The sequence below is a fragment of the Streptomyces sp. NPDC049915 genome (assembly GCF_040656475.1).
In the GTDB taxonomy this organism is placed as follows: domain Bacteria; phylum Actinomycetota; class Actinomycetes; order Streptomycetales; family Streptomycetaceae; genus Streptomyces.
In genome coordinates this window covers 363,831-388,800 of sequence record NZ_JBFAMH010000002.1, presented here as the reverse complement: position 1 = coordinate 388,800, position 24,970 = coordinate 363,831, and the positions used below count along the sequence as shown (strand labels likewise).

The 24,970-nt window shown below is 71.5% G+C and carries 25 protein-coding genes, 1 pseudogene and 1 riboswitch; of the genes and pseudogenes, 10 read left to right on the top strand and 16 right to left on the bottom strand.

What is annotated here, in order from left to right; translation table 11 throughout:
* Positions 1 to 12: 12 nt before the first annotated feature.
* Positions 13 to 145: riboswitch (cobalamin riboswitch) on the bottom strand.
* 45 nt (positions 146 to 190) lie between these two features.
* From AB0J12_RS04150 to AB0J12_RS04125, 6 genes are all read right to left on the bottom strand, one after another.
* Complete coding sequence (locus AB0J12_RS04150; RefSeq protein ID WP_363262611.1) at positions 191 to 697, bottom strand: GNAT family N-acetyltransferase; 507 nt, start codon at positions 695 to 697, stop codon at positions 191 to 193.
* A gap of 72 nt (positions 698 to 769) precedes the next feature.
* Entirely contained in the window at positions 770 to 2,401 is a 1,632-nt protein-coding gene (gene mctP / locus AB0J12_RS04145) for a monocarboxylate uptake permease MctP (protein ID WP_363262610.1), read from the bottom strand.
* Positions 2,398 to 2,664 (bottom strand): DUF3311 domain-containing protein, encoded by a 267-nt coding sequence (locus tag AB0J12_RS04140; protein WP_363262609.1) that lies wholly within the window; start codon positions 2,662 to 2,664, stop codon positions 2,398 to 2,400. Before AB0J12_RS04140 ends, mctP begins: the two co-directional genes overlap by 4 nt.
* Before the next feature lie 150 nt (positions 2,665 to 2,814).
* A complete protein-coding gene (locus AB0J12_RS04135; RefSeq protein ID WP_363262608.1) occupies positions 2,815 to 3,573 on the bottom strand; it encodes a GntR family transcriptional regulator in 759 nt (252 codons plus the stop codon).
* A gap of 184 nt (positions 3,574 to 3,757) precedes the next feature.
* Positions 3,758 to 4,543 (bottom strand): glucosamine-6-phosphate deaminase, encoded by a 786-nt coding sequence (nagB, locus tag AB0J12_RS04130; protein ID WP_363262607.1) that lies wholly within the window; start codon positions 4,541 to 4,543, stop codon positions 3,758 to 3,760.
* A gap of 304 nt (positions 4,544 to 4,847) precedes the next feature.
* Complete coding sequence (locus AB0J12_RS04125) at positions 4,848 to 5,600, bottom strand: SDR family oxidoreductase (RefSeq protein WP_363262606.1); 753 nt, start codon at positions 5,598 to 5,600, stop codon at positions 4,848 to 4,850.
* Positions 5,601 to 5,708: 108 nt separating this feature from the next.
* On the opposite strand from AB0J12_RS04125, the gene AB0J12_RS04120 reads away from it, so the two are divergent.
* Positions 5,709 to 6,359 carry a TetR/AcrR family transcriptional regulator gene (locus tag AB0J12_RS04120; RefSeq protein WP_363262605.1) on the top strand — a complete coding sequence of 217 codons (651 nt, stop codon included), beginning with the start codon at positions 5,709 to 5,711 and terminating at the stop codon, positions 6,357 to 6,359.
* 392 nt (positions 6,360 to 6,751) lie between these two features.
* The gene (locus AB0J12_RS04115) at positions 6,752 to 8,227 is read left to right on the top strand and encodes a PAS domain-containing sensor histidine kinase (RefSeq protein WP_363262604.1); all 1,476 of its coding nucleotides are present in this window, start codon (positions 6,752 to 6,754) and stop codon (positions 8,225 to 8,227) included.
* Positions 8,228 to 8,488: 261 nt separating this feature from the next.
* Here the strand turns inward: AB0J12_RS04115 and AB0J12_RS04110 are convergent, their stop codons facing one another.
* Positions 8,489 to 8,746, bottom strand: coding sequence for a WhiB family transcriptional regulator (locus AB0J12_RS04110; RefSeq protein ID WP_003992873.1), 258 nt, complete (start codon positions 8,744 to 8,746; stop codon positions 8,489 to 8,491).
* Between the two features lie 321 nt (positions 8,747 to 9,067).
* Positions 9,068 to 10,036: a diacylglycerol kinase family protein gene (locus tag AB0J12_RS04105; protein ID WP_363262603.1), complete on the bottom strand. Its 969-nt coding sequence runs from the start codon at positions 10,034 to 10,036 to the stop codon at positions 9,068 to 9,070.
* 164 nt (positions 10,037 to 10,200) lie between these two features.
* On the opposite strand from AB0J12_RS04105, the gene AB0J12_RS04100 reads away from it, so the two are divergent.
* Positions 10,201 to 10,647 (top strand): hypothetical protein, encoded by a 447-nt coding sequence (locus AB0J12_RS04100; RefSeq protein WP_363262602.1) that lies wholly within the window; start codon positions 10,201 to 10,203, stop codon positions 10,645 to 10,647.
* 64 nt (positions 10,648 to 10,711) lie between these two features.
* Here AB0J12_RS04100 and AB0J12_RS04095 read toward each other — a convergent pair whose 3' ends face one another.
* From AB0J12_RS04095 to AB0J12_RS04085, 3 genes are all read right to left on the bottom strand, one after another.
* The gene (locus AB0J12_RS04095) at positions 10,712 to 11,863 is read right to left on the bottom strand and encodes an RNA polymerase sigma factor SigF (protein ID WP_363262601.1); all 1,152 of its coding nucleotides are present in this window, start codon (positions 11,861 to 11,863) and stop codon (positions 10,712 to 10,714) included.
* On the bottom strand, positions 11,860 to 12,276 hold the full coding sequence (locus AB0J12_RS04090) for an anti-sigma regulatory factor (protein ID WP_363262600.1): 417 nt from the start codon (positions 12,274 to 12,276) through the stop codon (positions 11,860 to 11,862). Before AB0J12_RS04090 ends, AB0J12_RS04095 begins: the two co-directional genes overlap by 4 nt.
* 327 nt (positions 12,277 to 12,603) lie before the next feature.
* Positions 12,604 to 12,864: a UBP-type zinc finger domain-containing protein gene (locus AB0J12_RS04085; protein WP_361631102.1), complete on the bottom strand. Its 261-nt coding sequence runs from the start codon at positions 12,862 to 12,864 to the stop codon at positions 12,604 to 12,606.
* A 61-nt stretch (positions 12,865 to 12,925) separates the two neighbouring features.
* Between AB0J12_RS04085 and AB0J12_RS04080 the strand changes: the two genes are divergently transcribed.
* Complete coding sequence (locus AB0J12_RS04080; protein WP_363262598.1) at positions 12,926 to 14,524, top strand: Na+/H+ antiporter; 1,599 nt, start codon at positions 12,926 to 12,928, stop codon at positions 14,522 to 14,524.
* Between the two features lie 37 nt (positions 14,525 to 14,561).
* Here the strand turns inward: AB0J12_RS04080 and AB0J12_RS04075 are convergent, their stop codons facing one another.
* Both AB0J12_RS04075 and AB0J12_RS04070 read right to left on the bottom strand, forming a co-directional pair.
* Entirely contained in the window at positions 14,562 to 15,458 is an 897-nt protein-coding gene (locus AB0J12_RS04075) for a pyridoxal-phosphate dependent enzyme (protein WP_363262597.1), read from the bottom strand.
* 50 nt (positions 15,459 to 15,508) lie between these two features.
* Positions 15,509 to 16,098: pseudogene (locus AB0J12_RS04070) on the bottom strand (N-acetylmuramoyl-L-alanine amidase).
* 294 nt (positions 16,099 to 16,392) lie between these two features.
* Here AB0J12_RS04070 and AB0J12_RS04065 point away from each other — a divergent pair.
* The 4 genes from AB0J12_RS04065 (at position 16,393) to AB0J12_RS04050 (ending at position 20,381) form a co-directional block, all read left to right on the top strand.
* Positions 16,393 to 17,799, top strand: coding sequence for a family 2B encapsulin nanocompartment shell protein (locus AB0J12_RS04065; RefSeq protein WP_363262596.1), 1,407 nt, complete (start codon positions 16,393 to 16,395; stop codon positions 17,797 to 17,799).
* A 65-nt stretch (positions 17,800 to 17,864) separates the two neighbouring features.
* The gene (locus AB0J12_RS04060) at positions 17,865 to 18,920 is read left to right on the top strand and encodes a family 2 encapsulin nanocompartment cargo protein polyprenyl transferase (RefSeq protein WP_363262748.1); all 1,056 of its coding nucleotides are present in this window, start codon (positions 17,865 to 17,867) and stop codon (positions 18,918 to 18,920) included.
* Between the two features lie 146 nt (positions 18,921 to 19,066).
* Positions 19,067 to 19,675 (top strand): GNAT family N-acetyltransferase, encoded by a 609-nt coding sequence (locus tag AB0J12_RS04055; protein ID WP_363262595.1) that lies wholly within the window; start codon positions 19,067 to 19,069, stop codon positions 19,673 to 19,675.
* Between the two features lie 370 nt (positions 19,676 to 20,045).
* On the top strand, positions 20,046 to 20,381 hold the full coding sequence (locus AB0J12_RS04050; RefSeq protein ID WP_363262594.1) for a DUF952 domain-containing protein: 336 nt from the start codon (positions 20,046 to 20,048) through the stop codon (positions 20,379 to 20,381).
* 33 nt (positions 20,382 to 20,414) lie between these two features.
* Here AB0J12_RS04050 and AB0J12_RS04045 read toward each other — a convergent pair whose 3' ends face one another.
* From AB0J12_RS04045 to AB0J12_RS04035, 3 genes are read right to left on the bottom strand one after another with little or no spacing between them, the layout of a single operon-like run.
* Positions 20,415 to 21,161, bottom strand: coding sequence for a VOC family protein (locus AB0J12_RS04045; protein ID WP_363262593.1), 747 nt, complete (start codon positions 21,159 to 21,161; stop codon positions 20,415 to 20,417).
* Between the two features lie 11 nt (positions 21,162 to 21,172).
* The gene (locus AB0J12_RS04040) at positions 21,173 to 21,583 is read right to left on the bottom strand and encodes a VOC family protein (protein WP_363262592.1); all 411 of its coding nucleotides are present in this window, start codon (positions 21,581 to 21,583) and stop codon (positions 21,173 to 21,175) included.
* Between the two features lie 10 nt (positions 21,584 to 21,593).
* A complete protein-coding gene (locus tag AB0J12_RS04035) occupies positions 21,594 to 21,986 on the bottom strand; it encodes a helix-turn-helix transcriptional regulator (protein WP_363262591.1) in 393 nt (130 codons plus the stop codon).
* A 165-nt stretch (positions 21,987 to 22,151) separates the two neighbouring features.
* Here AB0J12_RS04035 and AB0J12_RS04030 point away from each other — a divergent pair, with 165 nt between their 5' ends.
* Together AB0J12_RS04030 and AB0J12_RS04025 are read left to right on the top strand one after the other, a co-directional pair.
* The gene (locus tag AB0J12_RS04030) at positions 22,152 to 23,642 is read left to right on the top strand and encodes a right-handed parallel beta-helix repeat-containing protein (protein ID WP_363262590.1); all 1,491 of its coding nucleotides are present in this window, start codon (positions 22,152 to 22,154) and stop codon (positions 23,640 to 23,642) included.
* A 130-nt stretch (positions 23,643 to 23,772) separates the two neighbouring features.
* Positions 23,773 to 24,834, top strand: a complete 1,062-nt coding sequence (locus tag AB0J12_RS04025) for a substrate-binding domain-containing protein (RefSeq protein ID WP_363262589.1) — start codon at positions 23,773 to 23,775, stop codon at positions 24,832 to 24,834.
* The last annotated feature ends 136 nt before the right edge of the window (positions 24,835 to 24,970 follow it).

Here is a 24,970-nt window from a genome sequence, read left to right as displayed (position 1 = left end):
CACACCGGCCGGGTGGCCGGGTGCACTGTCGGCAGGTCCTCGGACTGAACCAGCGTGCGCGAAGCACGCATGTACACCGTTGCGGGACAGTTCCGGATTCGCACCGGATTCCCCTGCGGCGACAGCGAGCATGAGCATACATCTAGTGCCGGGCTGTCGTCTCACCCCCAGATGTTGTGTCCCGGTGGCTTCACAGCGTCAGCTCGTAGGTGAGCAGGGTGATGTCGTCGAGTTCCGGCAGGGGATTCCAGTCCCGCTCGGGCGTACGGACGAAGCCCAGCCGTTCGTAGAGGCGGTGGGCGGTGTGCATGGTCCGCTGGGTCGACAGGACGAGCCGACCGCAGCCGTCGACGGCCCGGGCCCGCTCGACGCAGGCCCGTACGAGCGCCTCGCCGACACCCCGGCCGCGGGCCGCGTGGGCGACGGCCAGCATGCGCATCTCGGCCTCGCCGGGACGCGCGATGTCGACCATGGGCCCGCCGGCCGGTACGAAGGTGACGCCGCCGAGGACGGTGTCGTCCGCTGTGGCGGCCAGGACCTCGGCCGCGGCGGCGCGCTTGGCGACGTCGCGCAGCTCGCCGAGGTAGGGGTCGCTCGCGGCGAAGTCCAGGAGCCCGTCCTGGAGATAGGCCTGGGCGGTGATCTCACCGAGGGCGGCGTGTTCGTGGGGTGCGACGGGCCGGATCACGATGTCCATGACGGCGAGTGTGCCCCACGGGTACGACGACGGGCCGCCGGATTTCTCCGGCGGCCCGTCGGGATTCCGCTGTCAGTGACCTACGGCGCCCGCCGTGGCCGGGGGGAGTTCGGTCTGGACGCCCGGGTCGCCGGCGTCCGCCGTGTAGTCCTCCGGGCTGGTCTCGTCGACGCCCTCGGGGGCCTTCACGGCCTTCAGGACGAAGGTGAGGACCACGGTCACCACCACGTTCAGCACGAACGCCGTGAGGCCGATGTAGCCGATCTCGCCGATGCCGGGGATCTCCTTCGCGGAGCCGCCGAAGTGCTTCTGCGTCGGCGAGGCCACCCCGTACGCGGCCAGCGTGCCGTAGACCATGCCGACCGCCCAGCCGGCCAGCAGCGCCCAGCGGTGGAACCAGCGCGTGAACAGGCCGCCGACCAGGGCCGGGAAGGTCTGCAGGATCCAGATGCCGCCCAGCAGCTGGAAGTTGATGGCGACCGTCTTGTCCATGGTGAGGACGAAGACCAGCGCGCCCACCTTCACCAGCAGGGAGACGATCTTGGAGACCTGGGCCTCCTGCTTCGGCGTGGCGTCCTGCTTGATGAAGTCCTTGTAGATGTTGCGGGTGAACAGGTTCGCCGCCGCGATCGACATGATCGCCGCCGGCACCAGCGCGCCGATGCCGATCGCCGCGAACGCGATGCCCGCGAACCAGTCCGGGAACATGTTCTCGAACAACTGCGGAATGGCCAGCTGAGTGTTCTGCACCTTGACGCCGGCCGCGATCGCCATGAAGCCGAGCAGCGCGAGCAGGCCCAGCATCAGGGAGTACAGCGGCAGGATGGTGGTGTTGCGCCGGATCACCTCACGGCTGCGCGAGGACAGCGTCGCGGTGATCGAGTGCGGGTACATGAACAGCGCCAGCGCCGAGCCGAGCGCCAGCGTCGCGTACGTCCACTGGCCGGCCTCCGGCGGGGCGAGCGCGCCGCGCGGCTTGCCGGTGGCCGGGTTGACCTGGCTGAACGCGTGGCCCGCCTTGGCGAAGATGTCGTCGAACCCGCCGAGTTTGATCGGGATGTAGATGATCGCCACGGCGATGACGATGTAGATCAGCGCGTCCTTCACGAACGCGATCAGCGCGGGGGCGCGCAGACCCGACGAGTAGGTGTACGCCGCCAGCACGCCGAACGCGATCAGCAGCGGCAGGTCCTTGACGAACCAGTTGGTGTTCTCGCCGCCGCCGACACCCATCACGTCCAGCACGGCCTGGATGCCGACGAGCTGGAGCGCGATGTACGGCATCGTCGCGAGGATGCCGGTCAACGCCACCGCCAGCGACAGCCCCTTGGAGCCGAAGCGGCCGCGCACGAAATCCGAGGTCGTCACGTATCCGTGCTTGTGCGACACCGACCACAGCCGGGGCAGGAACGTGAAGATCAGCGGGTAGACGAGGATCGTGTACGGCACCGCGAAGAAGCCGGACGCGCCCGCCGCGTAGATCGCCGCGGGCACGGCGACGAACGTGTATGCCGTGTACAGGTCACCGCCGAGCAGGAACCAGGTGATCCAGGTGCCGAACGACCGCCCGCCCAGGCCCCATTCGTCGAGACTGTGCTCGTTCTCGGCCTTGCGCCAGCGCGCGGCCAGGAAGCCGAGCACGGTGACGAGCAGGAAGAAGAAGATGAAGACGCCGAGTGCGACGCCGTTCACGCCGTCCTTCACTTGTCCGCACCGCCCTTCTGGGAAGCACGGGCGCGCTGGTCACGCCGCCACAGCTGGTAGGCGATGACCGTCAGCGCCGTGGAGATGATCACCCACAGCATCTGGTACCAGTAGAAGAAGGGGATCCCGATGAACGCCGGGTCCACCTTCGCGTAACTTCCGACCCACAGCATCGCCACGAAGGGCGCGACAAGGCAGAGGGCGATGACGACGCGCACGGGCGTCACCGTCGCCGGTCTGGACACATCTGGCGCATTCGTCATCGCGCGGTTCCGTCCCCTCACTGATCACCTGTGCAATGCGCAGGAAATCTAGGTCAGGTGCAGCAGGAACGGAACCCCTCGTCCGCATAACGGGCGTTGACGGTCTGGACCGTTATCCGACCGCGACTCCGGCGGAATATGACGGAGCCTTTAAGGCCGCTTCAGGCGCGCCACGAACTTGTAGCGGTCCCCGCGGTAGACCGACCGCACCCACTCCACCGGCTCGCCCTGCCGGTCGAAGGAGTGCCGCGAGAGCATCAGCATCGGCAGGCCGACGTCGGTGCCGAGCAGACCGGCCTCGCGCGGGGTGGCCAGCGAGGTCTCGATGGTCTCCTCGGCCTCGGCGAGATGGACGTCGTAGACCTCGGCCAGCGCGGTGTACAGGGACGTGTACTTCACCAGGGAACGGCGCAGCGCCGGGAAGCGCTTGGCCGAGAGGTGGGTGGTCTCTATGGCCATCGGTTCGCCGTTGGCCATGCGCAGCCGCTCGATGCGCAGCACCCGGCCGCCGGCGGTGATGTCGAGCAGGTCGGCGAGATGGTCGTCGGCGGTGATGTAACCGATGTCCAGCAGCTGGGAGGTGGGCTCCAGGCCCTGGGCGCGCATGTCCTCGGTGTACGACGTCAGCTGCAGCGCCTGCGAGACCTTCGGCTTGGCGACGAACGTGCCCTTGCCCTGGATGCGCTCCAGCCGGCCCTCGACCACCAGCTCCTGCAGCGCCTGGCGGACGGTCGTGCGGGAGGTGTCGAACTCCGCCGCGAGCGTCCGCTCCGGCGGGACCGGGGTGCCGGGCGGCATCGTCTCGGTCATGTCGAGCAGGTGCTTCTTCAGGCGGTAGTACTTGGGCACGCGCGCGGTACGGACGGTGGCGCCACTGTCGTTCTCCGCACTGCTGACGTCGGTGCTCATGCTCTGCCTTCCCGGCTCCGGTGCCGAAGCGGCCGACTCGCCATCGGCCGCGGGCTCACATCGTGGCACGGCTTTGTGCGGTGTGACCTCGGTGGGCGCCTCCGCACGCTCCGTGATCTCCTCTGTATACCGTTGGCACCCTCGCTGGTCTAGTCCAGCGAGGACGCTCGTGCGTCCGCTCCGGTCAGATGCCCTGCCACTCCGGCTTGTTCGCGTAGGTGTGCCGGAAGTAGTCCGCCAGCTTCAGCTTGGACGCCGCCGCCTCGTCCACGACCACCGTCGCGTGCGGGTGCAGCTGCAGCGCGGAGGCCGGGCAGATGGCCGCGACCGGGCCCTCGACGGTCGCGGCCACCGCGTCCGCCTTGCCCTCGCCCGTGGCCAGCAGGACCAGGTGGCGGGCCTCCAGGATGGTGCCGATGCCCTGCGTGATCACGTGGTGCGGTACCTGGTCGATGTCACCGTCGAAGAACCGGGCGTTGTCCACCCGGGTCTGCTCGGTCAGCGTCTTGATCCGCGTACGGGAGGCGAGCGAGGAGCACGGCTCGTTGAACCCGATGTGCCCGTCGGTGCCGATCCCGAGGAGCTGGAGGTCCACCCCGCCGGCCTCGGGCAGCGCCCTGTCGTACGCCTCGCACGCCGCCTGCACGTCCTCGGCGGTGCCGTCCGGGCCGAGGAACCGCTCCATGCCGATCCCGAGCGGCTCCAGCACCTCGCGGCGCAGCACCGAGCGGTAGGACTCGGGGTGCTCTGCGGGCAGCCCCACATACTCGTCGAGCTGGGCGACCCGGGCCCGGCCGGTGTCCACGGCAGCGGAGCGCACCTTGGCCTCCAACGCCCGGTAGATGGGCAGCGGGGTCGAGCCCGTGGCGACGCCCAGCAGGGCGTCGGGCTTGCGCCGCAGCAGCTGCGCCATGGCCTCGGCGATGAGCTCGCCGCCCGCCTCGGCGTCCGGAACGATGACAACTTCCACGCTGGCCTGCCGTTTCGAAGAGGGGACTCGGGGAGGGGCCGGGGTGGCCGGCATCGGGGAGGCACTGGGTGACCCGCCGGGGGCCCGGTGCCCGGAATCGGGCAATGTGGTTTAGACCAATCTAACAGAGGCGGGCACCCGTCTCCCAGGGTCTCCGCACCATTCCCTGCCCGCCACCGCCCGGCAGCACGGGGCACGCCCGCCCGTCGCGCGACCCCCGTGGCGCACCCTCGCCGCCGCCTTCCGAGGCGCGCCCTCGGGGCCCGGGGCCCCGGGGCCCGGGTGCCGGTCAGGTCACGTCAGGTCAGGTCAGGGACCCTCCCGTCGCGTCGAGCCAGTGGCCCGTCACCCAGCGGCCGTCGTCCGAGGCCAGGAAGGCCACCGCGTCGGCGATGTCCGCCGGCGTGCCCACCCGGCCGAGCGCCGAGTACGCGGCGGCGCCCTGCCACGCCTCGTCGCTCGTCCGCAGCCATGCGGCGTTGACGTCGGTGTCGACGATGCCGGGGGCGACCGAGTTGACCGTGATCCCGCGCGCGCCGAGCACCTTGGACAGGTCCCGGGTGAAGACGTCGAGGGCGCCCTTCGTCATCGAGTAGGCCATCAGCTGCGGCATCGCGGCGGTCCGGGCGAGGCCCGAGGATATGTTGATCACCCGCCCGCCGTCCCTGAGCCGGGGCAGCCCGAGCCGGGTGATGAAGTGCGGCGCCTTCACGTTCACCGCGAAGAGGCGGTCGTACTCCTCCCCGTCGATCTCCTCGAACGGGCGGGAGGTCCCGATCCCGGCGTTGTTCACCAGGATGTCCACCCCGTCCGCATGCCGGTCGAACTCGGCCCACAAGCGCTCGGCGTCCCCCGGCATGCCCAGCTCCGCCCGGATGGCGAAGGCCGAGCCGCCCGCCGCCTCGATCGCGGCGACCGCCTCCTCGGCCGCCGTGTCGTTGCTGCCGTAGTGCACCGCCACCCGTGCCCCGTCGCGCGCCAGCCGCTCCGCGACCCCGCGTCCGATGCCCCTGCCGGCCCCCGTCACCAGAGCCGTCCTGCCTGTCAGTACGCCCATGCCGGCGCCCCCTTCGCTCTGTCGCCGCATTTGTCTAGCGGTCGATACAAAAAAGACCGTACACCGGTCCGCTGACATTTCTCTAGTGCCCGCTATAAAATCCCGCCCATGGGTGACCAGCGAACAGACAAGGCGAGCTCCGGCAGCAGCGGTACCGCGGCCCGCACCCCCCGTCCCCGCGGCCGCCCGCGCGCCTTCGACCGCGCGACCGCACTGGAGAAGGCGGTCATGGCCTTCTGGGAGCGGGGCTACGAGGCGACCTCGGTCTCCGACCTGACCCGGGTGATGGGCATCGGCGCCCCCAGCCTGTACGCCGCCTTCGGCGACAAACGCGCGCTCTTCGAGGAGGTCGTGCAGGTCTACGGCGCCACGCACGGCTCCTTCGCGCGGCGCGCACTGGAGGAGGAGCCGACCGCCGAGGCGGCCGTGGCGCGGCTGCTGCGCGAGGCCGCGGCCGAGTTCACCGGCCCGGGCCACCCGCACGGCTGCCTCGTCATCCACGCGGCCACCAACTGCTCGACCCCCGAGGTCGAGGAGGCCCTGCGCCGGCAGCGCGAGGCCAATGTGCTCGCCATCGAGGACCGCATCCGGGCCGATGTCGCCGCCGGCCGGCTGCCGCCGGACACCGAGGCGGGCGTCCTCGCGCGCCATGCCGCCGCCGTGTTCCAGGGCATGTCGCAGCAGGCACGGGACGGGGCGAGCCGGGAGGAACTGGAAGCGCTCGCGGAATTTGCCATGACCGTGTGGCCCCGTTGCTGACCAGGGCGGGCTAGGCTGCGGTGCATCAACTTCACACAGGCTGCGCGAACGATTCGCCCCGGCGCATGGACAGGCCTAGTGGTCTAGTCCAGAATGCGTCAGGACGGCGCGAGCACGACCGAGCGCAGCGATCACAGCCTCCGTCTTCCCCGCACAGGAAGACGGATCGAGGAACCGGAGCTCTCTGCCCTGACTGCCCCGGCTCCTCACCTTCGGCCGACCGGGACCGCACACCCCACGGCCGATGTTGCTCCGGGCTGCGGTGCCGGGAGGGTTGAGGGTCCCTCCCAGGCGCCGCGGCCCGCGGGTGTTTCCGGGCCCGCCCGTCCCACGGCCGCAGGTCCGCGCCGTACATTTCAGGGCCGTACAAACCGCCAGGTACGCTCGCACCCGTGCCCTCCATGAACGAACTGGTCCGCCAGCACACCGCCCTCGACGACTCCGACCTCGAGTGGTTGCACCTGCTGGTGTCGGAGTGGCAGCTGCTCTCCGACCTCTCCTTCGCCGACCTGGTCCTGTGGGTGCCCACCCGCGACGGCACGCGGTACGTCTCGGTCGCGCAGATGCGGCCCAACACCGGCCCCACCTCCTACCAGGACGACATGGTCGGCCACCTCGTCCCGCGCGGCCGCCGGCCCCTGCTGGACGCGGCGCTCGACGAGGGCCGGATCGTGCGCGAGGGCGACCCGGAGTGGCGCGAGGAGGTCCCCGTCCGGGTCGAGTCGATCCCCGTGCGGCGGGAGGGCCGCGTCCTCGGCGTGATCGCCCGCAACACCAATCTGCTCACCGTGCGCACCCCGAGCCGGCTGGAGCTGACCTATCTGCAGAGCGCCTCCGACCTCGCGCAGATGATCGCGGCCGGCTCCTTCCCGTTCCCGAACCAGCAGGTCGACATGGACGCCTCGCCGCGCGTCGGCGACGGCCTGATCCGGCTCGACGCGGACGGCATCGTCCAGTACGCCTCCCCGAACGCGCTCTCGGCCTACCACCGCATGGGCCTCGCCTCCGACCTCGTCGGCCAGCACCTGGGCCGGACCACCGCGGAACTCGCCCCGACCCGGGGGCCGGTGGACGAGGCGCTCGCCAAGGTCGCCAGCGGCTGGGCCCCGCGCGAGTTCGAGATCGAGGCCAGCGACGGGGTCATCCAGTTCCGGGCGATCCCGCTCAAGCCGAAGGGCACGCGCATCGGTTCGCTGGTGCTGCTGCGGGACGTGACGGAACTGCGGCGCCGCGAGCGTGAGTTGATCACCAAGGACGCCACCATCCGGGAGATCCACCACCGGGTGAAGAACAACCTCCAGACGGTCGCGGCCCTGCTGCGGCTGCAGGCCCGGCGCATCGAGTCCGATCGGGGCAGGGAGGCGCTGGAGGAGGCGGTCCGCCGGGTCGGCTCCATCGCCATCGTGCACGAGACGCTGTCCCAGAACCTGGACGAGCGGGTGGAGTTCGACGAGATCGCCGACCGCGTGCTGGCCATGGTCGCGGAGATCTCCCCGGGCAAGGTCACCGGCCGGCGCACCGGCCGCTTCGGCATCCTGGACGCCGAGGTCGCCACGCCCCTGTCGATGGTGCTCACCGAGGTCCTGCAGAACGCCCTGGAGCACGGCTTCCACCAGGGCGACACCGGCACGGTCGAGGTCTCGGCGGTGCGCGGCGGTACGACGAAGGAGGCGCGCCTGCTGGTCACGGTCCAGGACGACGGCATCGGCCTGCCCGAGGGCTTCGATCCGCGCACCGCTGGAAACCTCGGGCTGCAGATCGTCCGCACCCTGGTCGAGGGCGAGCTGGGCGGCACCTTCGACATGGTCCCGGCGCCCGAGGGCGGCACCCAGGTGATCCTCGACATCCCGGTGCGGGCGCAGAAGTAGTACCGGACGGCAGCGGTACGGGCGCGAGCAGCCGACGTCACAGAGAGTGAGTGGCCCTGGTCATGAAGGATAAGTGGCCCGCGCCACGCGGCAGTTGAGGGCCGCGTCACAACGGCCGGCGGACAGCAAAAAGCCCCGGACCGCCATTGGTCCGAGGCTAGTGCTCGACTTCTTCGTTCACTGCGCGCTGCGGCTCGGGGGCGGGAGATGCGCACACGATGTGCGCGCCGCCAAGCTCAGGCTGTCAGCAGGGGTGGGTCGTCAGGCGGAGGCCTGACGGGCCCGGTTGCGGGCGGCGCGGCGCTTCATGGCACGGCGCTCGTCCTCGCTGAGACCACCCCAGACGCCGGAGTCCTGACCGGACTCGAGCGCCCACTGCAGACACTGCTCGATCACCGGGCAGCGACGGCAGACGGCCTTGGCTTCCTCGATCTGCAGCAGCGCAGGACCGGTGTTGCCGATGGGGAAGAAGAGCTCGGGGTCTTCCTCGCGGCAAACGGCGTTGTGACGCCAGTCCATGGCTGCTACCTCTCCTTGGTATGACTGTGCAAGTTGCTTGTGAATGTGAACGCTTTCACGAATCCCTCAACAAGTGAAGGGCCGACCGCCGAGTCTTCCCGGCGTGGTCCTGTGTTTTGGAGAGGGGTTCTGGTGATCAGTGGAGGCCGGTCTTGCGGGCCGTCCCGATCGCCACGTAGAGACTCGCAAACCTCAGCGGCGGATACAACCCCTTCAGGAAAGTTTTTTTTGATTCTTCGGTGTCGACTAGGTCACAGCCGTACTTCCATGGGGTGGATCCTGGCCTAAACGTTCGAGTGAAAGGACTTTAGCCCCTTCTGCTCACACAATCACACGCAGTGCACGGCGTACACCTGTGAACGTCACGCTGGTACGCAGCCCCAGATGGTCACCGTCCATCTGGAGGGGCAACGGCACCTTCGAATGCAAGGTGAAGCGGTCCAGATCGTGCAGTTCGACGGCGTGCTTGCCGCGTGGTCCGCGCTCCGGGGACGAAGTGAGCAACTGGGTGCCATACCGGGCAACCGCGGCCGTGGACAGACGGCTGAGACCGAACACATCGAGCCCCGTGTCGAACGAGGCCCGCGGGGAGGCGTAGATCGGGCGGTTGCCGAGGAACGTCCACGGCGAGGTGTTCGAGACTATGGACAGGACGAGATCCGTGAGCGGCTCCTCACCCTCCCGCTCCAGCGTGATCGCACCGTGCCGGCGATTCGGCTCGCCCAGGAGCTGACGCACCACCTGGCGCACGTACAGCGCGTGTGTCGACTTCTTGCCGCGCTCGCGGTGCTGCTCCACCCGGCCGACCACACCCGCGTCGAAGCCGAGCCCCGCGTTGAAGGTGAACCAGCGCTGCGGCACCGCCTCGTCCTCCGTGCCCGGCGTTCCCGAGGCCAGACCGAGGCCGACCGTGCGCTCGCTGCCCTCGCGCAGCGCGTCCAGCAGGGCGCCGGTCGCCTCGACGGCGTCGTTGGGCAGGCCCAGCGCGCGGGCGAAGACGTTCGTGGAACCGCCGGGCACCACCGCGAGGCCGGGCAGCCGCGCCGGATCGGGGCCGGCGTGCAGCAGGCCGTTGACCACCTCGTTGACCGTGCCGTCGCCGCCGAGCGCCACGACCAGGTCGATGTCGTCCCCGACAGCGGCCTGCCGGCCCAGGTCGCGCGCGTGCCCGCGGTACTGGGTGGTGACCGCCTCCAGCTTCATCTCACTGGCGAGTGCGTGGATGAGCACGTCACGTGTGCGCGCACTGGTAGTGGTTGCCGCCGGGTTGACCACGAGAAGTGCACGCATGACGTGCAGCGTACCTACTGAGCGGTACTCGGACGAGGGCGAGGTAGGGAACAGGTAAGAGGGGGGCGCGCCTCGACGCACCGCTCGCGGGGGCAGTCCTCGATGCGCCACCCGAGGGTGAGGCTCGCCCCGGGGGCGCGATGGGTGAGGGCTACCCTTCAGGGGTGAGCAGTGAGCAGACCCCCACCCCCACGCAGACCCAGGACACCGCCGGCCCGCGCCCGCGGCGTCTGACGTACGCCGCGGTGCTCGCCGGCCTCGAAGGGCTCGCGCTGCTCGTCGGCGGGGTGTGGATGCTCGTCCTCGCGCTGACCGGCGCCCCGGACGACCGGCAGCAGGCCGTGACCGGCGGAGTGACCATCGTCGTCCTCGCGCTGCTGCCGCTGCTGGCCGCGCGCGGACTGCTGGCCCGCCGCAGCTGGAGCCGCGGCCCGGCCGTCATCACGCAGATCATCGCGCTGCCGGTGGCCTACAACCTGATCCACGCCGACGGCGCCGCCATCCCGGCGGGCATCGCGCTCACCGCCGTCGCCGTCGCCGCGCTGGTCCTCCTGGTCAACGGCGAGACGACCCGGGCCCTCGGCATCCGGGGACCGGGCGCGCAGAAGTAACGGCGACGGCCCCCGTGGGCGCTCACGCCCGCACCGGGAGCCGTCACCGACACCGAACCGCTCGTCACTCCTCCACGAGCAGCTTCTCCCGCAGCTGCGCCAGGGTCCTCGCCAGGAGCCGGGACACATGCATCTGGGAGATGCCGACCTCCTGCGCGATCTGCGACTGGGTCATGTTGCCGAAGAAGCGCAGCAGCAGGATCCGCTTCTCGCGCGGCGGGAGGCCCTCCAGCAGCGGCTTGAGCGACTCCCGGTACTCCACGCCCTCCAGCGCCTCGTCCTCGGCGCCCAGGGTGTCGGCGACCGCCGGGGATTCGTCGTCGGTGTCCGGGACGTCCAGCGACAGCGTGGAGTACGCGTTGGCCGACTCCAGGCCCTCCAGGACCTCCTCCTCCGAGATCGCCAGCTTCTCGGCGAGCTCGTGGACCGTGGGCGAGCGGCCGTGCAACTGCGACAGCTCCGCCGTGGCCGTCGTCAGCGACAGCCGCAGCTCCTGCAGCCGGCGCGGCACGCGCACCGCCCAGCCCTTGTCGCGGAAGTGCCGCTTGATCTCGCCGACGACCGTCGGGGTCGCATACGTGGAGAACTCCACGCCGCGGTCCGGGTCGAAGCGGTCGACGGACTTGATCAGCCCGATGGTGGCGACCTGGGTGAGGTCGTCGAGCGGCTCGCCGCGGTTGCGGAAGCGGCGCGCGAGGTGCTCGACGAGCGGCAGGTGCATCCGGACCAGCCTGTTGCGCAGCTCGGCGTACTCCGGGCTGCCCTGATTCAGCGCGCGCAGCTCGATGAACATCGCCCGCGCCCCGCTGCGGTCCTGCGGGCCGTGCGGCGTGATCCGCACCTCGCGCACGGCCTGCCCGTCCGGCGCCTGTTCCTCGGCGTCTCGCTCGTGCTCGCTCATCGTCCCGCCCGTTGCCCTGCCCCGAGCCCCGGCTTCCGCTGGGACAGGGGTGCCCCCGTTCCGCCGGCCCCGGGGATTGCCCCGTCCGGCGCCTTCCCTCTGCCGCGGGCCGCCGTCGGCGGTGCCCCGCAGGCCGGCGTCCACGGCCCCGGCCCGGGAGGACTCGTCCTCCGGATGCGGCCGGGCCTGCTCGGGGATGCCGTCGATGCCGTCCGCCGTACGCCGGGAAGCACCCTGAGCGCCCAGGGCGTTCTCGGGCGGCAGTTCCCTGGTGTCGCGCTCTTCGTCCCGCACCGGCCCGTCCCCGTTCCTCACGCCGGCCCGGGTCCCGCGCCGCGCTGTTTGTAGAGGCTGATCGAAACGGTCTTGTCCTCGTCCACGGCGGAGGAGACCTTGCCCGCGAGGGCGGACAGGACGGTCCAGGCGAACGTGTCCCGCGAGGGGGCGTGCCCGTCCGTGGTCGGCGCCGAGACGGTGACCTCGAGTGAGTCGTCGACGAGCCGGAAGACGCAGGAGAGCACCGAGCCCGGCACGGCCTGCTGCAGCAGGATCGCGCAGGCCTCGTCCACGGCGATGCGCAGGTCCTCGATCTCGTCCAGGGTGAAGTCCAAACGGGCCGCGAGACCGGCCGTGGCCGTCCGCAGCACCGACAGGTAGGCACCCGCAGCCGGCAGCCGGACCTCCACGAAGTCCTGGTTCACCACGGGCTCGCCTGCGATCTGGGACACCCTCACCTCCAAGGTGGTACAAGCTGTTCGGGGCCGAGGGTCGCCCCCCGGGTCAACGCGAAGTGTGGTACTGCGGTGACGCTATCGCGCCCAGAAGTTTCCTGTCCCGGGGCCCCAACCCCTTGCCGTCACTCATAGTAAAGCTCCGGATACGCTCCGTGGCTAGAGGGTGGGCGGGTCCAATTGGGAACAGCGCGCGCCGGATTGACGTACCCAGGCGTCAGACGCTCGAACCGTACCCGGTACGGTCCCTTCCGGTCTCCTCCCGCAGCCCGTTTTCCGCCGGTACCGGGCCGTTCACGGCGGCTTCCACCGATGACCGACCGCTCATACCAGCACGTGGTCGACGAAGCACCAGCGCCAGTCCTCGCCGGGTTCGAAGGTCCGCATCACCGGATGACCGGTTTCCTTGTGGTGCCCGGTGGCGTGCCGGTTCGGCGAGGAGTCGCAGCAGCCCACGTGGCCGCACGTCAGACACAGCCGCAGCTGCACCGGGTGGGTGCCGTCCCGCAGGCACTCCGGACACGTCTCGCTGAGCGGAGTCGGTTCCGGACGCGGCAGCGCGTCGGCGTGCGTGCACTGTTTCATGATTGCCAGGTTACGACGGGCGTGCGGCGAGCGGCGCGGAGAACGAGGGTGGGCGAGGACGATGGACGTGATGCCACTGCTGTTGCTGGTGGCGGGCAGTGCGGCGGTGGCCGCGGCCGCCCGGCGCACCCCGGTGCCGGCGCCGCTGCTGCTGGTCGCGGTCGGCCTCGCGGTGGCGTACGTCCCCGGCATCCCCGACTACCGGCTCGCCCCCGACGTCGTCCTGCCCCTGCTGCTGCCGCCGTTGCTCTACACCTCCGCCGTCGACAGCTCCTACCTGGACCTCAGGGCGCAGATGCGGCCCGTGGCGCTGCTGTCGGTCGGATACGTCCTGTTCGCGACCGTCGTCGTCGGCTGGGCCGCGTACGTCCTGGTGCCCGGCCTGCCGCTGACCGCGGCGCTGGTGCTCGGCGCGGTCGTCGCGCCGCCGGACGCGGTGGCCGCGACGGCGGTGGCCCGCCGGGTCGGGCTGCCCTCCCGGATCACGACCATCCTCCAGGGCGAGTCCCTGCTGAACGACGCCACCGCGATCACCGCCTACAAGGTGGCCCTCGCCGCCGCCGTCGGCGAGGGCGCCTCCTGGGCCGGCGGGATCGGCGAGTTCCTGCTCGCGGCGGTCGGCGGCGTGGTGGTGGGCCTGATCCTGATGGCGCCGATCCACTGGCTGCGCACTCACCTCAAGGAACCCCTGCTGCAGAACACGCTCTCCCTGCTGATCCCGTTCGTCGCGTACGCGGCGGCCGAGCAGGTGCACGCGTCGGGCGTGCTCGCCGTGGTCGTCGTCGCCCTCTACCTCGGCCACCGGAACTGGGAGGTCGACTTCGCCACCCGGCTGCAGGAGGAGGCGGTGTGGAAGATGGTCGCCTTCGTCCTGGAGTCGGCCGTGTTCGCGCTCATCGGCCTGCAACTGCCGGTCGTCCTGCAGGGCCTCGGGGAGTACAAGGGCGTCGACGCCGTCTGGTACGCCGTCGCCCTCTTCCTCGTGGTCGTCGCGGTCCGCTTCCTGTGGGTGTACCCGGCGACCTTCCTGCCCCGGCTGCTGTCGGCGCGCATCCGCGCCCGCGAGGACAACCCGACCTGGCGCGCCCCCGTGGTCATCGCCTGGGCCGGGATGCGCGGCGTGGTCTCGCTGGCCATCGCCTTCTCCATCCCGCTCCACCTGCACGACGGCGAGCAGCCCTTCCCGCACCGCAACCTCGTCCTCTTCCTGACCTTCACCACGGTCATCGGCACCCTCGTGGTGCAGGGCCTGTCCCTGCCGCCGCTGATCCGGCTGCTGAAGTTCCCCGGCCGCGACGCGCAGGCCGAGACCCTCGCCGAGGCCAACGCCCAGGCGCAGGCCTCCCGCGCCGCCGAACGGCGCCTCGACGACCTGTTGGCCGACGAGCGCAACGCGCTGCCGGGACCGCTCGCCGACCGGCTGCGCAGCGTTCTGGAGCGCCGCCGCAACGCCGTGTGGGAACGCCTCGGCCAGGTCAACCCGATCACCGGCGAGACCGCCGACGACACCTACCGGCGGCTGTCCGGCGAGATGATCGGTGCCGAGCGCGAGGTCTTCGTGAAACTGCGCGACGGCCGCTACATCGACGACGAGATGCTGCGCGCCCTGCTGCGCCGGCTGGACCTGGAGGAGGCGGCGGCGTACCGGGAGGCGACCTAGCTAGTCGCCGGCGGCGCGGTGGTCGTGGCCGGGCGCGTCACTCGGGAAACGGGCGGCCGGTGATCACCGCCGCGAGGGTGGTGCCCTTCGGGAACGCGCCCTCCTCGGTGAGGGTGAGGAGTCCGTACAGCATCTTGGCGACATAGAGACGTTCGACGGGCAGCCCGTGGCGGTCTTCGAAGTCGTCGGCGAAGGCGTCGAGCGCGGGGGGCACGCGCGCGTAGCCGCCGAAGTGGAACCGGTCGTCCAGCAGCCAGTCGCCGCGCGGCCCGCCGAAGGCCCGCTCCTGCAGCGCCCGGATGTCGTCGAGCAGGAAGCCCCCCTTGAGGACGGGGACGCCCACCGCGCGCTGCCCGGGGCCCAGCCCGGCGGCCAGCCCGGCCAGCGTGCCGCCGGTGCCGCAGGCGAGCGCGACCACATCGGCCCGCCCGCGCAGCTCCGCCCCGAGCGCGACGCATCCTCGTACGGCCGCCGCGTTGCTGCCTCCCTCGGGGACGACACACGCCTCCCGGGCGTCCACGGCGTCCAGCACCGCGGCAAGAATGTCCGGATCCGTCTTACGGCGATACGTCGACCTGTCGACGAAGTGCAGCCGCATACCGTCGGCGGCGCAGCGGGCGAGGGAGGGGTTGAGGGGGCGCCCGGCCAGCTCCTCGCCGCGGACCACGCCGATCGTCGGGACGCCGACGAGACGGCCCGCTGCGGCCGTGGCCCGCAGGTGGTTGGAGTACGCGCCGCCGAAGGTCACAATCGGCCGGCCTGCCGCCGCGTCCAGGTTCGGGGCGAGCTTGCGCCACTTGTTGCCGATCAGCTCCGGGTGGATCAGATCGTCGCGCTTGAGCAGCAGCCGGACGCCGTGCCGGGCGAGGCGGTCGTCCGCCGCCTCGTCCAGGGGCGAGGGCAGGAGTGGGTGGAGGGCGTCCAGGCTGGTCACGGCACCATTGTCGAACGCCCGTCCCGCCGTCTGCCCGCCGTACCCCGCTCCTACTTCAGCCGGTCGCGGATCCGCTCCCGCAGCCACGCCATCGTGAAGCCCCGCGGGTCCACCTTCCCCGGCTGCCACTCCAGGTGCCCGATGACCGACCGCTGCGTCCATCCGTGCCGGCGGCAGATCGCCGCCGCGGCCTTCTGGATCGCGATCAGCTGAGCCTCGGGCCAGGGGTCCTCGCCGTCGCCGAGGTTCTCGCACTCGAAGCCGTAGAAATGGCGGTTGCCGTCGGTGTTCGCCTCGTTGTCGTGCGGCAGCGCCTTCTCCGCGATCACCGCGCGCAGGACGTCGTCGTCGCCCAGGCCTGCGTGGTTGGGCGGCCGTAACCGACCAGGTGGACCGTGCCGTCCTTGGTGATCACACCGTGGCACAGCGGCCCCGGCAGCCCGGGGTGGCCGTCCCGGCAGATCTCCACCGTGCGCGCGCTGCCCCGGGTCACCGTGTGATGGATCATCACGCCGTGCACCGGTCCCCAGGGACCCTTGTGGTTGCGATGGTGATGCCTCCAGTCGCCGACCTCGACGACTTCCAGGCCCTCGGCTCTCAGCGCGGTGAGAAAGTCGCTCGCGGACAGGGGTGAGGCCATGTCGCCTCCTTCGTGCTGCTGTCCCGGGGCCACGGGGCGCGGCCGCCGTCGTACACCGCTTCTACCGAAACCGGACGAGTTGGACTACATCGCTCGCACGATGTGCGAGCCGATCCGGACACGCCGACTTGAGGCCGGGCGGCTGGGAGGGCTGTTGAGTTTTCCCTTCGGGGAGTGAGCCAACCCCGCTCGTTCGTGTAATAGCACCGGCACGCTCCGTGATGGGAGCCTGGTCACCAGATCGAATGCCTGGCGCGGTTCGGAGCCAGCGCAGCACTGAGAGGGCAATTCTCTATGTCGGTAGGCGAAGAGGTCCGCACGGAAGAGACCAGGCCGCAGCAGAGCCTCGGCACCGCGGCCGCGCGGAACCTGGCCACCACCACCAAGTCCGTTCCGCAGATGCAGGAGATCAGCTCGCGCTGGCTGCTGCGGCTCCTGCCGTGGGTGGACGTGCAGGGCGGCACCTACCGGGTGAACCGGCGGCTGACCTACGCGGTCGGCGACGGCCGCGTCACGTTCGTGAAGACCGGAGACCGCGTCGAGGTCATCCCCGCGGAGCTGGGCGAGCTGCCCGCCCTGCGGGCCTACGAGGACGAGGAGGTGCTGGCGGAACTGGCCCAGCGCTGCCGGCAGCACGAGTTCGCCCCCGGCGAGGTGATCGCCTCCTTCGGCAGCCGGGCCGAGGAGGTGTACCTGCTGGCCCACGGCAGGGTGGAGAAGGTCGGCACCGGCCCGTACGGCGACGACCAGGTCCTCGGCGTGCTCGCCGACGGCGCCTACTTCGGCGAGCAGGCGCTGATGTCCGGCGACGCCATCTGGGAGTACACCGCCCGCGCGGACACCGCCTGCACGGTACTGATCCTCTCCCGCCAGGACGTCGAGCAGGTCGCCGAGCGCGCCGAGTCGCTGCGCGAGCAGCTGCGGCAGGCGCGCTCCGTTCCGGCACAGCGCACCAACAAGTACGGGGAGAAGGAGGTCGAGCTCGAGGCCGGCCACTCCGGCGAGCCGGACATCCCGCACACCTTCGTCGACTACGAGACCCGGCCCCGTGAGTACGAACTGAGCATCGCCCAGACCGTCCTGCGCATCCACTCGCGCGTGGCCGACCTGTACAACCAGCCGATGAACCAGACGGAGCAGCAGCTGCGGCTCACCGTCGAGGCGTTGAAGGAGCGCCAGGAGCACGAACTGGTCAACAACCAGGAGTTCGGGCTGCTCCACAACTGCGAGTACGACCAGCGGATCCAGCCGCACGACGGTGTGCCCAGCCCCGACGACCTGGACGAGCTGCTCAGCCGGCGGCGCGGCACCAAGATGTTCCTCGCCCACCCGCGGGCGATCGCCGCGTTCGGGCGCGAGCTGAACAAGCGCGGGCTGGTCCCGGAGACCATCGACGTGGGCGGCAACCGCATCCCGACCTGGCGGGGCGTGCCCATCTACCCGTGCAACAAGATCCCGGTGACCGAGGCGCGCACCACCTCCATCATCGCGATGCGTCTCGGCGAGCAGGACCAGGGCGTCATCGGTCTGCGGCAGTCGGGCATCCCGGACGAGATCGAGCCGAGCCTGTCGGTGCGGTTCATGGGCATCAACGAACAGGCGATCATCAAGTACCTGGTCACGGCCTACTACTCGGCCGCCGTGCTCGTGCCGGACGCGCTCGGTGTGCTGGAGAACGTCGAGATCGGCCGCTGGCGGTGACCCTCCCCGTCCAGGGGCCCCGTGCCCGCCCCGCCGCCGCGGGGCGGGCACACCCTTCGGCCACACTGCCCGCCCAGGGGGGACCGGCCGGACCGGCCGACACAGCCGAGGCGGCGGCGCTGCTGGAGCAGACGCGGGCCCTGGTCGATCCCGAGCTGCGCGCGGCGATCGGCTCACTGCCGGGGCCCGTGCGGCGCGTCGCGCGCTACCACTTCGGGTGGGAGCAGCCGGACGGCAGCCCGGCGGCGGGTCCCGCGGGCAAGGCCCTGCGTCCCGCGCTCGTGCTGGCGGCAGCCGACGCCCTGGGCGGCACACCGGCCCGGGACAGCGCGGTGCGGGCGGCAGCGGCGGTGGAGCTGGTGCACAACTTCACGCTGCTGCACGACGACGTGATGGACCGGGACGTCACCCGCCGGCACAAGCCGACCGCATGGGCCGTGTTCGGCGACGCCGACGCGATCCTCGCGGGCGACGCGCTCCAGGCGCTCGCGCTCAAGCTGCTCGCCGAGGATCCGCATCCGGCGTCCGCCGCGGCCGCCGCCCGGCTCGCGGCGTGCGTGGTGGAGCTGTGCGCCGGGCAGCACACCGACACCGCGCTGGAGCGGCGATCGCCCGGTGACGTGGACCTCGACGAGGTGCTCGCCATGGCCGAGGCCAAGACAGGGGCGCTGCTGGGGTGTGCGTGTGCCGTCGGTGCGCTGTACGCGGGTGCGGCCGCCGAGGACGTCGACGCACTGGACGCGTTCGGTCGCGAGGCCGGGCTCGCGTTTCAGCTCATCGACGACGTGATCGGGATCTGGGGCGATCCCGGGCGCACCGGCAAGCCGGCCGGTGCGGATCTCACGGCGCGCAAGAAGTCGCTGCCGGTGGTGGCGGCCCTGGTCTCCGGCACCACGGCGGCCGTCCGGCTGGCCGAGCTGTACGGGGCGCCGTTCGAGCCGGACGACGTCGAGTGCACGGTGCTGGCGGTCGAGCGGGCCGGTGGCCGTGACTGGGCGCAGGAGGAGGCCGCCGATCGGATGTCCCGCGCGGTCTGCGCCCTGGCCCGCGCCGTGCCGGAGCCGGAGCGGGCGGGGGGCCTGCTGAGCCTGGCGGAGTTCGTGACCCGGCGCAGTGCGTGACGGGTCGTGGGGGCGAGAGGCCGAGAGGCCGACAGGGCGAGAGGAGGGGATCGAAAGGAACGGACGGAGAGGGGACGGAGAAGGGGCGGACAGAGGATGGATAGGGTCAATCCCCGTAGACGACAGGTGCGTTGAAGGGGGCCGGGATGGGTGTGGCGATACGGCGGGCGGGCACGGGCGACCGGGAGGCGGTCGTACGGCTGCTGGACGAGGCCTTTCGGGACGATCCGGTCAGCGCCTGGGTGTTCCCTGGTGAGGAGTACCGGCGCGGCACCCACCACCGGCTCATGGCGGCGTTCACCGACATCGCTCTCGGTGACGGCTGGATCGACGTCACCGAGGACGGAGCGGCATGCGCGCTGTGGCTGTCCGTGCCGGGCGGGGACCATGACGAGGACGCCGGGGACGACGGTCCCGCCGAGCTGCGCCGGGCCGTGGACCGGGACAACGAGCGGGTGGAGCTGATCGGGCGGCTGACGGCCGGGATCCACCCCGCGGACCGCCCGCACGCCTATCTGTGGATGATCGGCGTCGCGCCGCAGCGGCAGGGTGCGGGACTGGGCACCGCGCTGATCGAGCACGTCCTCGAGCGGTGCGACCGCGAAGGGCGGCCCGCGTATCTGGAGGCCAGCAACGCGCGCAGCCGGGCGCTGTACGAGCGCCTCGGCTTCACGGTCATGGACGGCGTGCTGGACCTGCCCGACGGCCCGAGGATGTGGCCCATGTGGCGCGAGCCCCGCCGCGGGAAGCGCTGAACCGCGCATCGCCCTACGCTGAAGACGTGGGCAGCGACGAACCCGTCTGTCCCGTCTGCGGACAGCGCGTCGAGACGGTGGTCCGGCGCCACAAGACGCTGGGCGCCTGGGTGCCTGGGTGCCTGTGTGGGTGCCCGGGCCCTGCCGCAACGCCGGGTGCCCGGCTTATGCCGAGCCGTCCACCGCGCGGGCGTCCCGCAGCGAGCCTCCGGTCGTCGCCGCCCCGAACGAGGACGGCGACGCCTCCGGCGCGGCCGGGACATCCGGGATATCCGGGGCGTCCGCAGGGGACGAACCCTGACGGCTGTGCAGGGAGGCCGCCCGCCGCGCAGCCGTGGGCGGGAGGCCCTTCACCGCATAGCGTGGGTGCATGACCGACGCGCCGCACATCCTCCACCTCACCGAACGCTCCCTCTGGGAGGCCGCCCGCGCCGAGGGCCGGTACACCCTGTCGACCCGCGGCCGCACGCTGGAGCAGGAGGGGTTCATCCACTGCTCCACCCGGGAGCAGCTCGCGCCGGTGGCCGATTTCCTGTACGGCGGCTACGACGGTCCGGACGAGCTGGTCGTCCTGGTCGTGGACCCGGCACGGCTGGACGTGCCGCTGAAGTACGAGGCCGCCGTACCCGGCGGCGAGGAGTTCCCGCATGTGTACGGGCCCATCCCGGCGGAGGCGGTCGTCTCCGTGGAGCCGTGGCCGGCGTGAGCCCGCGCCCTCACCGAGGGGGCAGTCCGCCCGTCACCGAGGGGGCAGTCCGCCCGTCTCGGGGTCGCGGGCCGTGAGGCAGTACAGGCCGCCCGCCGGATCCCGCATGACCGTCCAGTGGGCGCCTGCGGAGACGACGGTGGCGCCCAGCTGCTCGTGCCGGGCACGGGTCGCCGCCCGGTCGGCGCAGGCCATGTCGAGGTGGGCGGAGGCGGGCCGTTCCTCGCCCAGACGCTGGAGCAGGATGCGGACCGGCAATCCGTCGGGCGGGGCGATCACATGGAACTCGGGGCGGGAGCCGGGCCGGGACGTCCACTGCGGCAGCAGCGCGCCGAAGAAGGCGACTTCGGCGCCGTAGGCCGAGGGCGGCACATCGAGGCACACCTGGTCGAGGCGGCTGCCGTGGACGACGGGCGGGCGCCGGCGCTCGCCGTGCCACGGCACCGCGCAGAACAGCTGCCCGGCGGGGGAGCGCAGCACCGCCCAGCCCTCGTGCTCCGCCTCGACGCGTGCGCCCAGCCGCAGCGCCGACGCCGTGAATCCCGGCACGTCGGCCACGGCGAAGTCGAGGTGGGCGCCGCCCGGGCCCGCCGTGACCCCCTGCGCCTTCAGGCACGCGTCGGCGCCGTCGTCCGGGAGCAGGGTGGTGAACTCCCCCCGCTCACCGCGCGCCGCGGACAGCCGGGTGCCGGTGGCGGCCGTCCAGAACGCGCAGGCGCGGTCCAGGAGTTCGGCCGGGCGGTCGACGAAGGCGTAGGTCCACCGGACGTGCCGGTCCATGGCGGGAATGATCAGCTCTCCGCTCGCTGCATGAACCGCAGCAGATTGCCCGCCGGGTCCCGGAAGGCGCAGTCGCGGACTCCGTAGGGCTGGTCCATCGGTTCCTGGAGGATGTCGGTGCCGGCCTCGCGGACCTTCTCGCACAGGGACTCGCAGTCCGGGGTGGTGAAGATGACCCCGCGCAGCACCCCCTTGGCCAGCAGCCGGGTCAGCGTCTCCCGGTCGGCGGGGGAGGCGTCGGCGGCCGGCGGCTCCAGGACGATCTCCACGTCCGGCTGGAGCGGGGAGCCGACGGTGAGCCAGCGCAGTCCCTCGAACTCCACGTCGTTGCGCAGCTCGAGGCCGAGGACGTCCCGGTAGAAGGCGAGTGCCTTGTCGGGGTCGTCGACGGTGATGAAGCACTGCTTCAGTTTCACATCCATGACGGTCACCCTAGGGTCGGCGCGGTCGCGTGAGCCTGCGCACCACGCAGGGCGGGATCTGCGCGGCCGCCTCGTGCGGACGGGCCCGGTACGCGGTCGGTGTCATGCCCACGAGCTGGGTGAACCGGGAGCTGAACGAGCCCAGGGAGGTGCAGCCGACGGCGAGGCACACCTCGGTCACGCTCAGATCCCCGCGCCGCAGCAGCGCCTTGGCGCGCTCGACCCGGCGGGTCATGAGGTAGCCGTAGGGCGTCTCGCCGTAGGCCTCGCGGAAGCTGCGCTGGAAGTGACCCGGGGACATCAGAGCCGTACGGGCGAGCGCGGAGATGTCCAGGGGCTCGGCGTACTCGCGGTCCATACGGTCGCGTGCCCTGCGCAGCCGCACCAGGTCCTCGGGGGTCACCTGGCCAGCATGCCACGCCGAACCGGCCCCGGACCCACCGATCAGTCGATCGATAATTGAGCGAATAGCGATCGTTTGATACATAACCATTGACGTGATCCGTGTGTCTCCCTAGCTTCGGGCGTCGTCCCGGTCCCCTGAGCCACCAAGAAAGGTGGACGCGTCATGAGGATCACCCCCGCCCGGCTCCGGCGGGCCGTCGTCGCGCTCGTCGTGATGGGTACGGCCGCGCTGCCCGCCGTATCCGCGTCGGCCGCCGGCACCACCACCTACGTCGACTGTTCGCGGGCCACCGCGGGCGACGGCAGCCAGGCCGCCCCCTTCACCAGCCTCGCCCAGGCAAGCGCCCGCGCCTACGGCCCCGGCGACACCCTCGCCCTGGCCGCCGGTACGACCTGCACCGGCACCCTCACGCCCCGCGGCAGCGGCACCGCCGCCGCCCCGGTCACGCTGACCGCGTACGGGTCCGGGGCCCGCCCCGTGATCGACGGCGCCGGCGCGCCCGACGCCGTCTCCTTCACCGACCAGGACCACTGGATCATCCGGGGGTTGAAGATCACCAACCCTGCCCCGACCCTCGCGCGCCGGACCGGCCTGCGTGTCTCCGCGACCGACGGCCACGCGCACTCCGGCTTCGACATCGGTGATCTCGTCGTCGACCGGGTCGCCGGGCAGACGAACAAGAACAGCCCGACGACCGACGACTACGTGCAGTCCGCCGGCATCGTCACCGGCGCGAGCGGCACCGGGTCCGCGCTGAACGACATCCGCGTCCACGACAACGCGGTCGGCAACACCGGCGGCGGGGGTGTGAAGGTCCGGGTCGGCTCGATGGCCCTCAAGGGCACCGGGGTGCTGATCGAGCGGAACACGATCACCGACGTCGGCGGTGACGGTGTCATCGTCAGCTACGCCGAGGCGCCGATGATCCAGTACAACACCGCAGCGGGGGTCGGCAACGGTGTCTATCCGTTCTCCGGCGGGAACTTCGCCGGGATCTGGGTGCTCGGCGACCACAACCCGGTGATGCAGTTCAACGCCGTCCACGACATCACGCGGATGTCCGTCTTCGACAGCGAGTCCTTCGACTGCGACTGGGGCAACACCGGCACCTGCACGGTCCAGTACAACTTCAGCCGCGACAACATCGGCGGCTTCTTCCTCGACTGCGACGGCTGCGGCACCAGCGGCGCGGCGACGCAGGTCATCCGCTACAACGTCTCCGAGAACGACTGCCGTATCGTCCACGCCTCGGGCGGCCGGTCCGCGCTGCGGATGTACAACAACGTCTTCTACTGCCCGGACAAGAAGTTCGACGTCACACTGCCCGCCACCGCTCTGGTGGAGAACAACATCTGGGTCGGGACCGCCGACTCGCGGCTGCCCACCGGCTCCGGGATCTCCTGGCTGTGGAACGTCTTCCAGGGCGTGCCCCGGCCCACCGCCAACGGCATCGTCGGCGACCCGCAGTTCACCGCGCCCGGCACCGGCGGCGACACCCTCACCTCCGCCGCGGGCTACCGGCTGAAGGCGGGCTCCCCGGCGCTCGGCAACGGCGGGGTCGTCCAGGACAACGGCGGCCGTGACTACTGGGGCAACCCGGTCTCCGCGACCGCCAAGCCGCACCGGGGCGCGTACAACGGGCCGGGCCTGTGAGAGGCGTTCTCGGGAGATGAGCGAATTGATCAGATGACCACGATGTGATCGGATACCGTGAGGACGGGAGGTCGTGAGCCCCCGAAGCAGAGGGCGACGGGCGCCACCGCGCCAGGATCAGGAGGACCCGATGGCCGCATCGGCGCAGGAACGCCGTACGCGCATCCTCGAGGTGGTGCGGGAGGCCGGATCCGTCCGGGTCGTGGAGCTGGCCGAGCGCCTGGGCATCCCCGCCGTCACGGTCCGCCGCGATGTGGCCGCGCTGGCCGACGAGGGCCGGCTGGAGCGCACGCACGGGGCGGTCTCGCTGCCGGCGGGCGCGTCGGTGGCCGGGTCCGGTGGGCAGGGGCGGGTGATCGGCATGCTGGTGCCGTCCGTCGGGTCGTACTTCGACGAGGTCGTCGCGGGCGCCAGTGCCGCGGCGACCGCCGCCGGGGCGCGGGTGGTACTCGGCATCGCCCCCTACGAGACGGACAGCGACCACGCCCAGGTGGAGCGGCTGCTGGAGTCGGACGTCGACGGGCTGCTGCTCACCCCCAACTGGTCGGCTCAGGGAGGCCTCGTCGGCAGCGACTGGCTGGGTGGCCTGCCCGTCCCGGCCGTTCTGGTCGAGCGCCGGGCCGCCCCCGCGAGCCCGGCCGCAGGGCTCGACGCGGTCTGCTCGAACCACCGCCACGGTGTGCTCCTCGCCCTGCGCCGGCTGGCCGAGCGCGGCCATACGTCCGTCCTGCTCGCCGCCCGTTCCGACACCCGCACCGCGCACGAGGTGCGCGCCGGGTACGCCATGGCGGTCGAGGGGCTCGGGCTCGCCGACCTGCCGGTGATCGACGTGCCCACACCGGCCGCCGCGCATCCCGCGAGCGCCCATCAGGAGCTGGCCGCGCGGATCGCCGAGGCCGCGGCCTCCGGTGTGCGGGCCGTGCTGGTCCACAACGACCAGGACGCCATCCAGCTGCCGCCGCTGCTGCGCGCCCACGGCCTGACCGTCCCCGACGACCTGGCCCTGGTGTCGTACGACGACGTGTACGCCAACCTCTCCGACCCGCCGCTGACCGCGGTGGCCCCGCCCAAGCGGGCCGTGGGCGCGGAGGCGCTCAGGCTGCTGCTGCGCCGGCTGGAGGAGGGCGACGCGCTGCCCGTGCACCAGATCGAGCTGCTGCCGACGCTCACGGTGCGCGCGTCCTGCGGCTGACGGTGCGGCCCGTGCGGCGCCGGGCACGGCTCTTCGGCAGGCTTGTCTGATCACTTCAGATCATTTGATCGAAGAGTATTGACTCCGATCAAATGGCGCTTGAGGATGTCACTCGATCCCGCCCCGTTCAAGGAGC

Bases quoted from the DNA above. Each gene is read 5' to 3' on its own strand.
- AB0J12_RS04150 (WP_363262611.1), bottom strand. From the start codon at position 697: ATGGACATCGTGATCCGGCCCGTCGCACCCCACGAACACGCCGCCCTC.
- AB0J12_RS04140 (WP_363262609.1), bottom strand. From the start codon at position 2,664: ATGACGAATGCGCCAGATGTGTCCAGACCGGCGACGGTGACGCCCGTG.
- AB0J12_RS04135 (WP_363262608.1), bottom strand. From the start codon at position 3,573: ATGAGCACCGACGTCAGCAGTGCGGAGAACGACAGTGGCGCCACCGTC.
- AB0J12_RS04125 (WP_363262606.1), bottom strand. From the start codon at position 5,600: ATGGGCGTACTGACAGGCAGGACGGCTCTGGTGACGGGGGCCGGCAGG.
- AB0J12_RS04120 (WP_363262605.1), top strand. From the start codon at position 5,709: ATGGGTGACCAGCGAACAGACAAGGCGAGCTCCGGCAGCAGCGGTACC.
- AB0J12_RS04110 (WP_003992873.1), bottom strand. From the start codon at position 8,746: ATGGACTGGCGTCACAACGCCGTTTGCCGCGAGGAAGACCCCGAGCTC.
- AB0J12_RS04105 (WP_363262603.1), bottom strand. From the start codon at position 10,036: ATGCGTGCACTTCTCGTGGTCAACCCGGCGGCAACCACTACCAGTGCG.
- AB0J12_RS04085 (WP_361631102.1), bottom strand. From the start codon at position 12,864: ATGAAACAGTGCACGCACGCCGACGCGCTGCCGCGTCCGGAACCGACT.
- AB0J12_RS04080 (WP_363262598.1), top strand. From the start codon at position 12,926: ATGGACGTGATGCCACTGCTGTTGCTGGTGGCGGGCAGTGCGGCGGTG.
- AB0J12_RS04065 (WP_363262596.1), top strand. From the start codon at position 16,393: ATGTCGGTAGGCGAAGAGGTCCGCACGGAAGAGACCAGGCCGCAGCAG.
- AB0J12_RS04055 (WP_363262595.1), top strand. From the start codon at position 19,067: ATGGGTGTGGCGATACGGCGGGCGGGCACGGGCGACCGGGAGGCGGTC.
- AB0J12_RS04050 (WP_363262594.1), top strand. From the start codon at position 20,046: ATGACCGACGCGCCGCACATCCTCCACCTCACCGAACGCTCCCTCTGG.
- AB0J12_RS04045 (WP_363262593.1), bottom strand. From the start codon at position 21,161: ATGGACCGGCACGTCCGGTGGACCTACGCCTTCGTCGACCGCCCGGCC.
- AB0J12_RS04040 (WP_363262592.1), bottom strand. From the start codon at position 21,583: ATGGATGTGAAACTGAAGCAGTGCTTCATCACCGTCGACGACCCCGAC.
- AB0J12_RS04030 (WP_363262590.1), top strand. From the start codon at position 22,152: ATGAGGATCACCCCCGCCCGGCTCCGGCGGGCCGTCGTCGCGCTCGTC.
- AB0J12_RS04025 (WP_363262589.1), top strand. From the start codon at position 23,773: ATGGCCGCATCGGCGCAGGAACGCCGTACGCGCATCCTCGAGGTGGTG.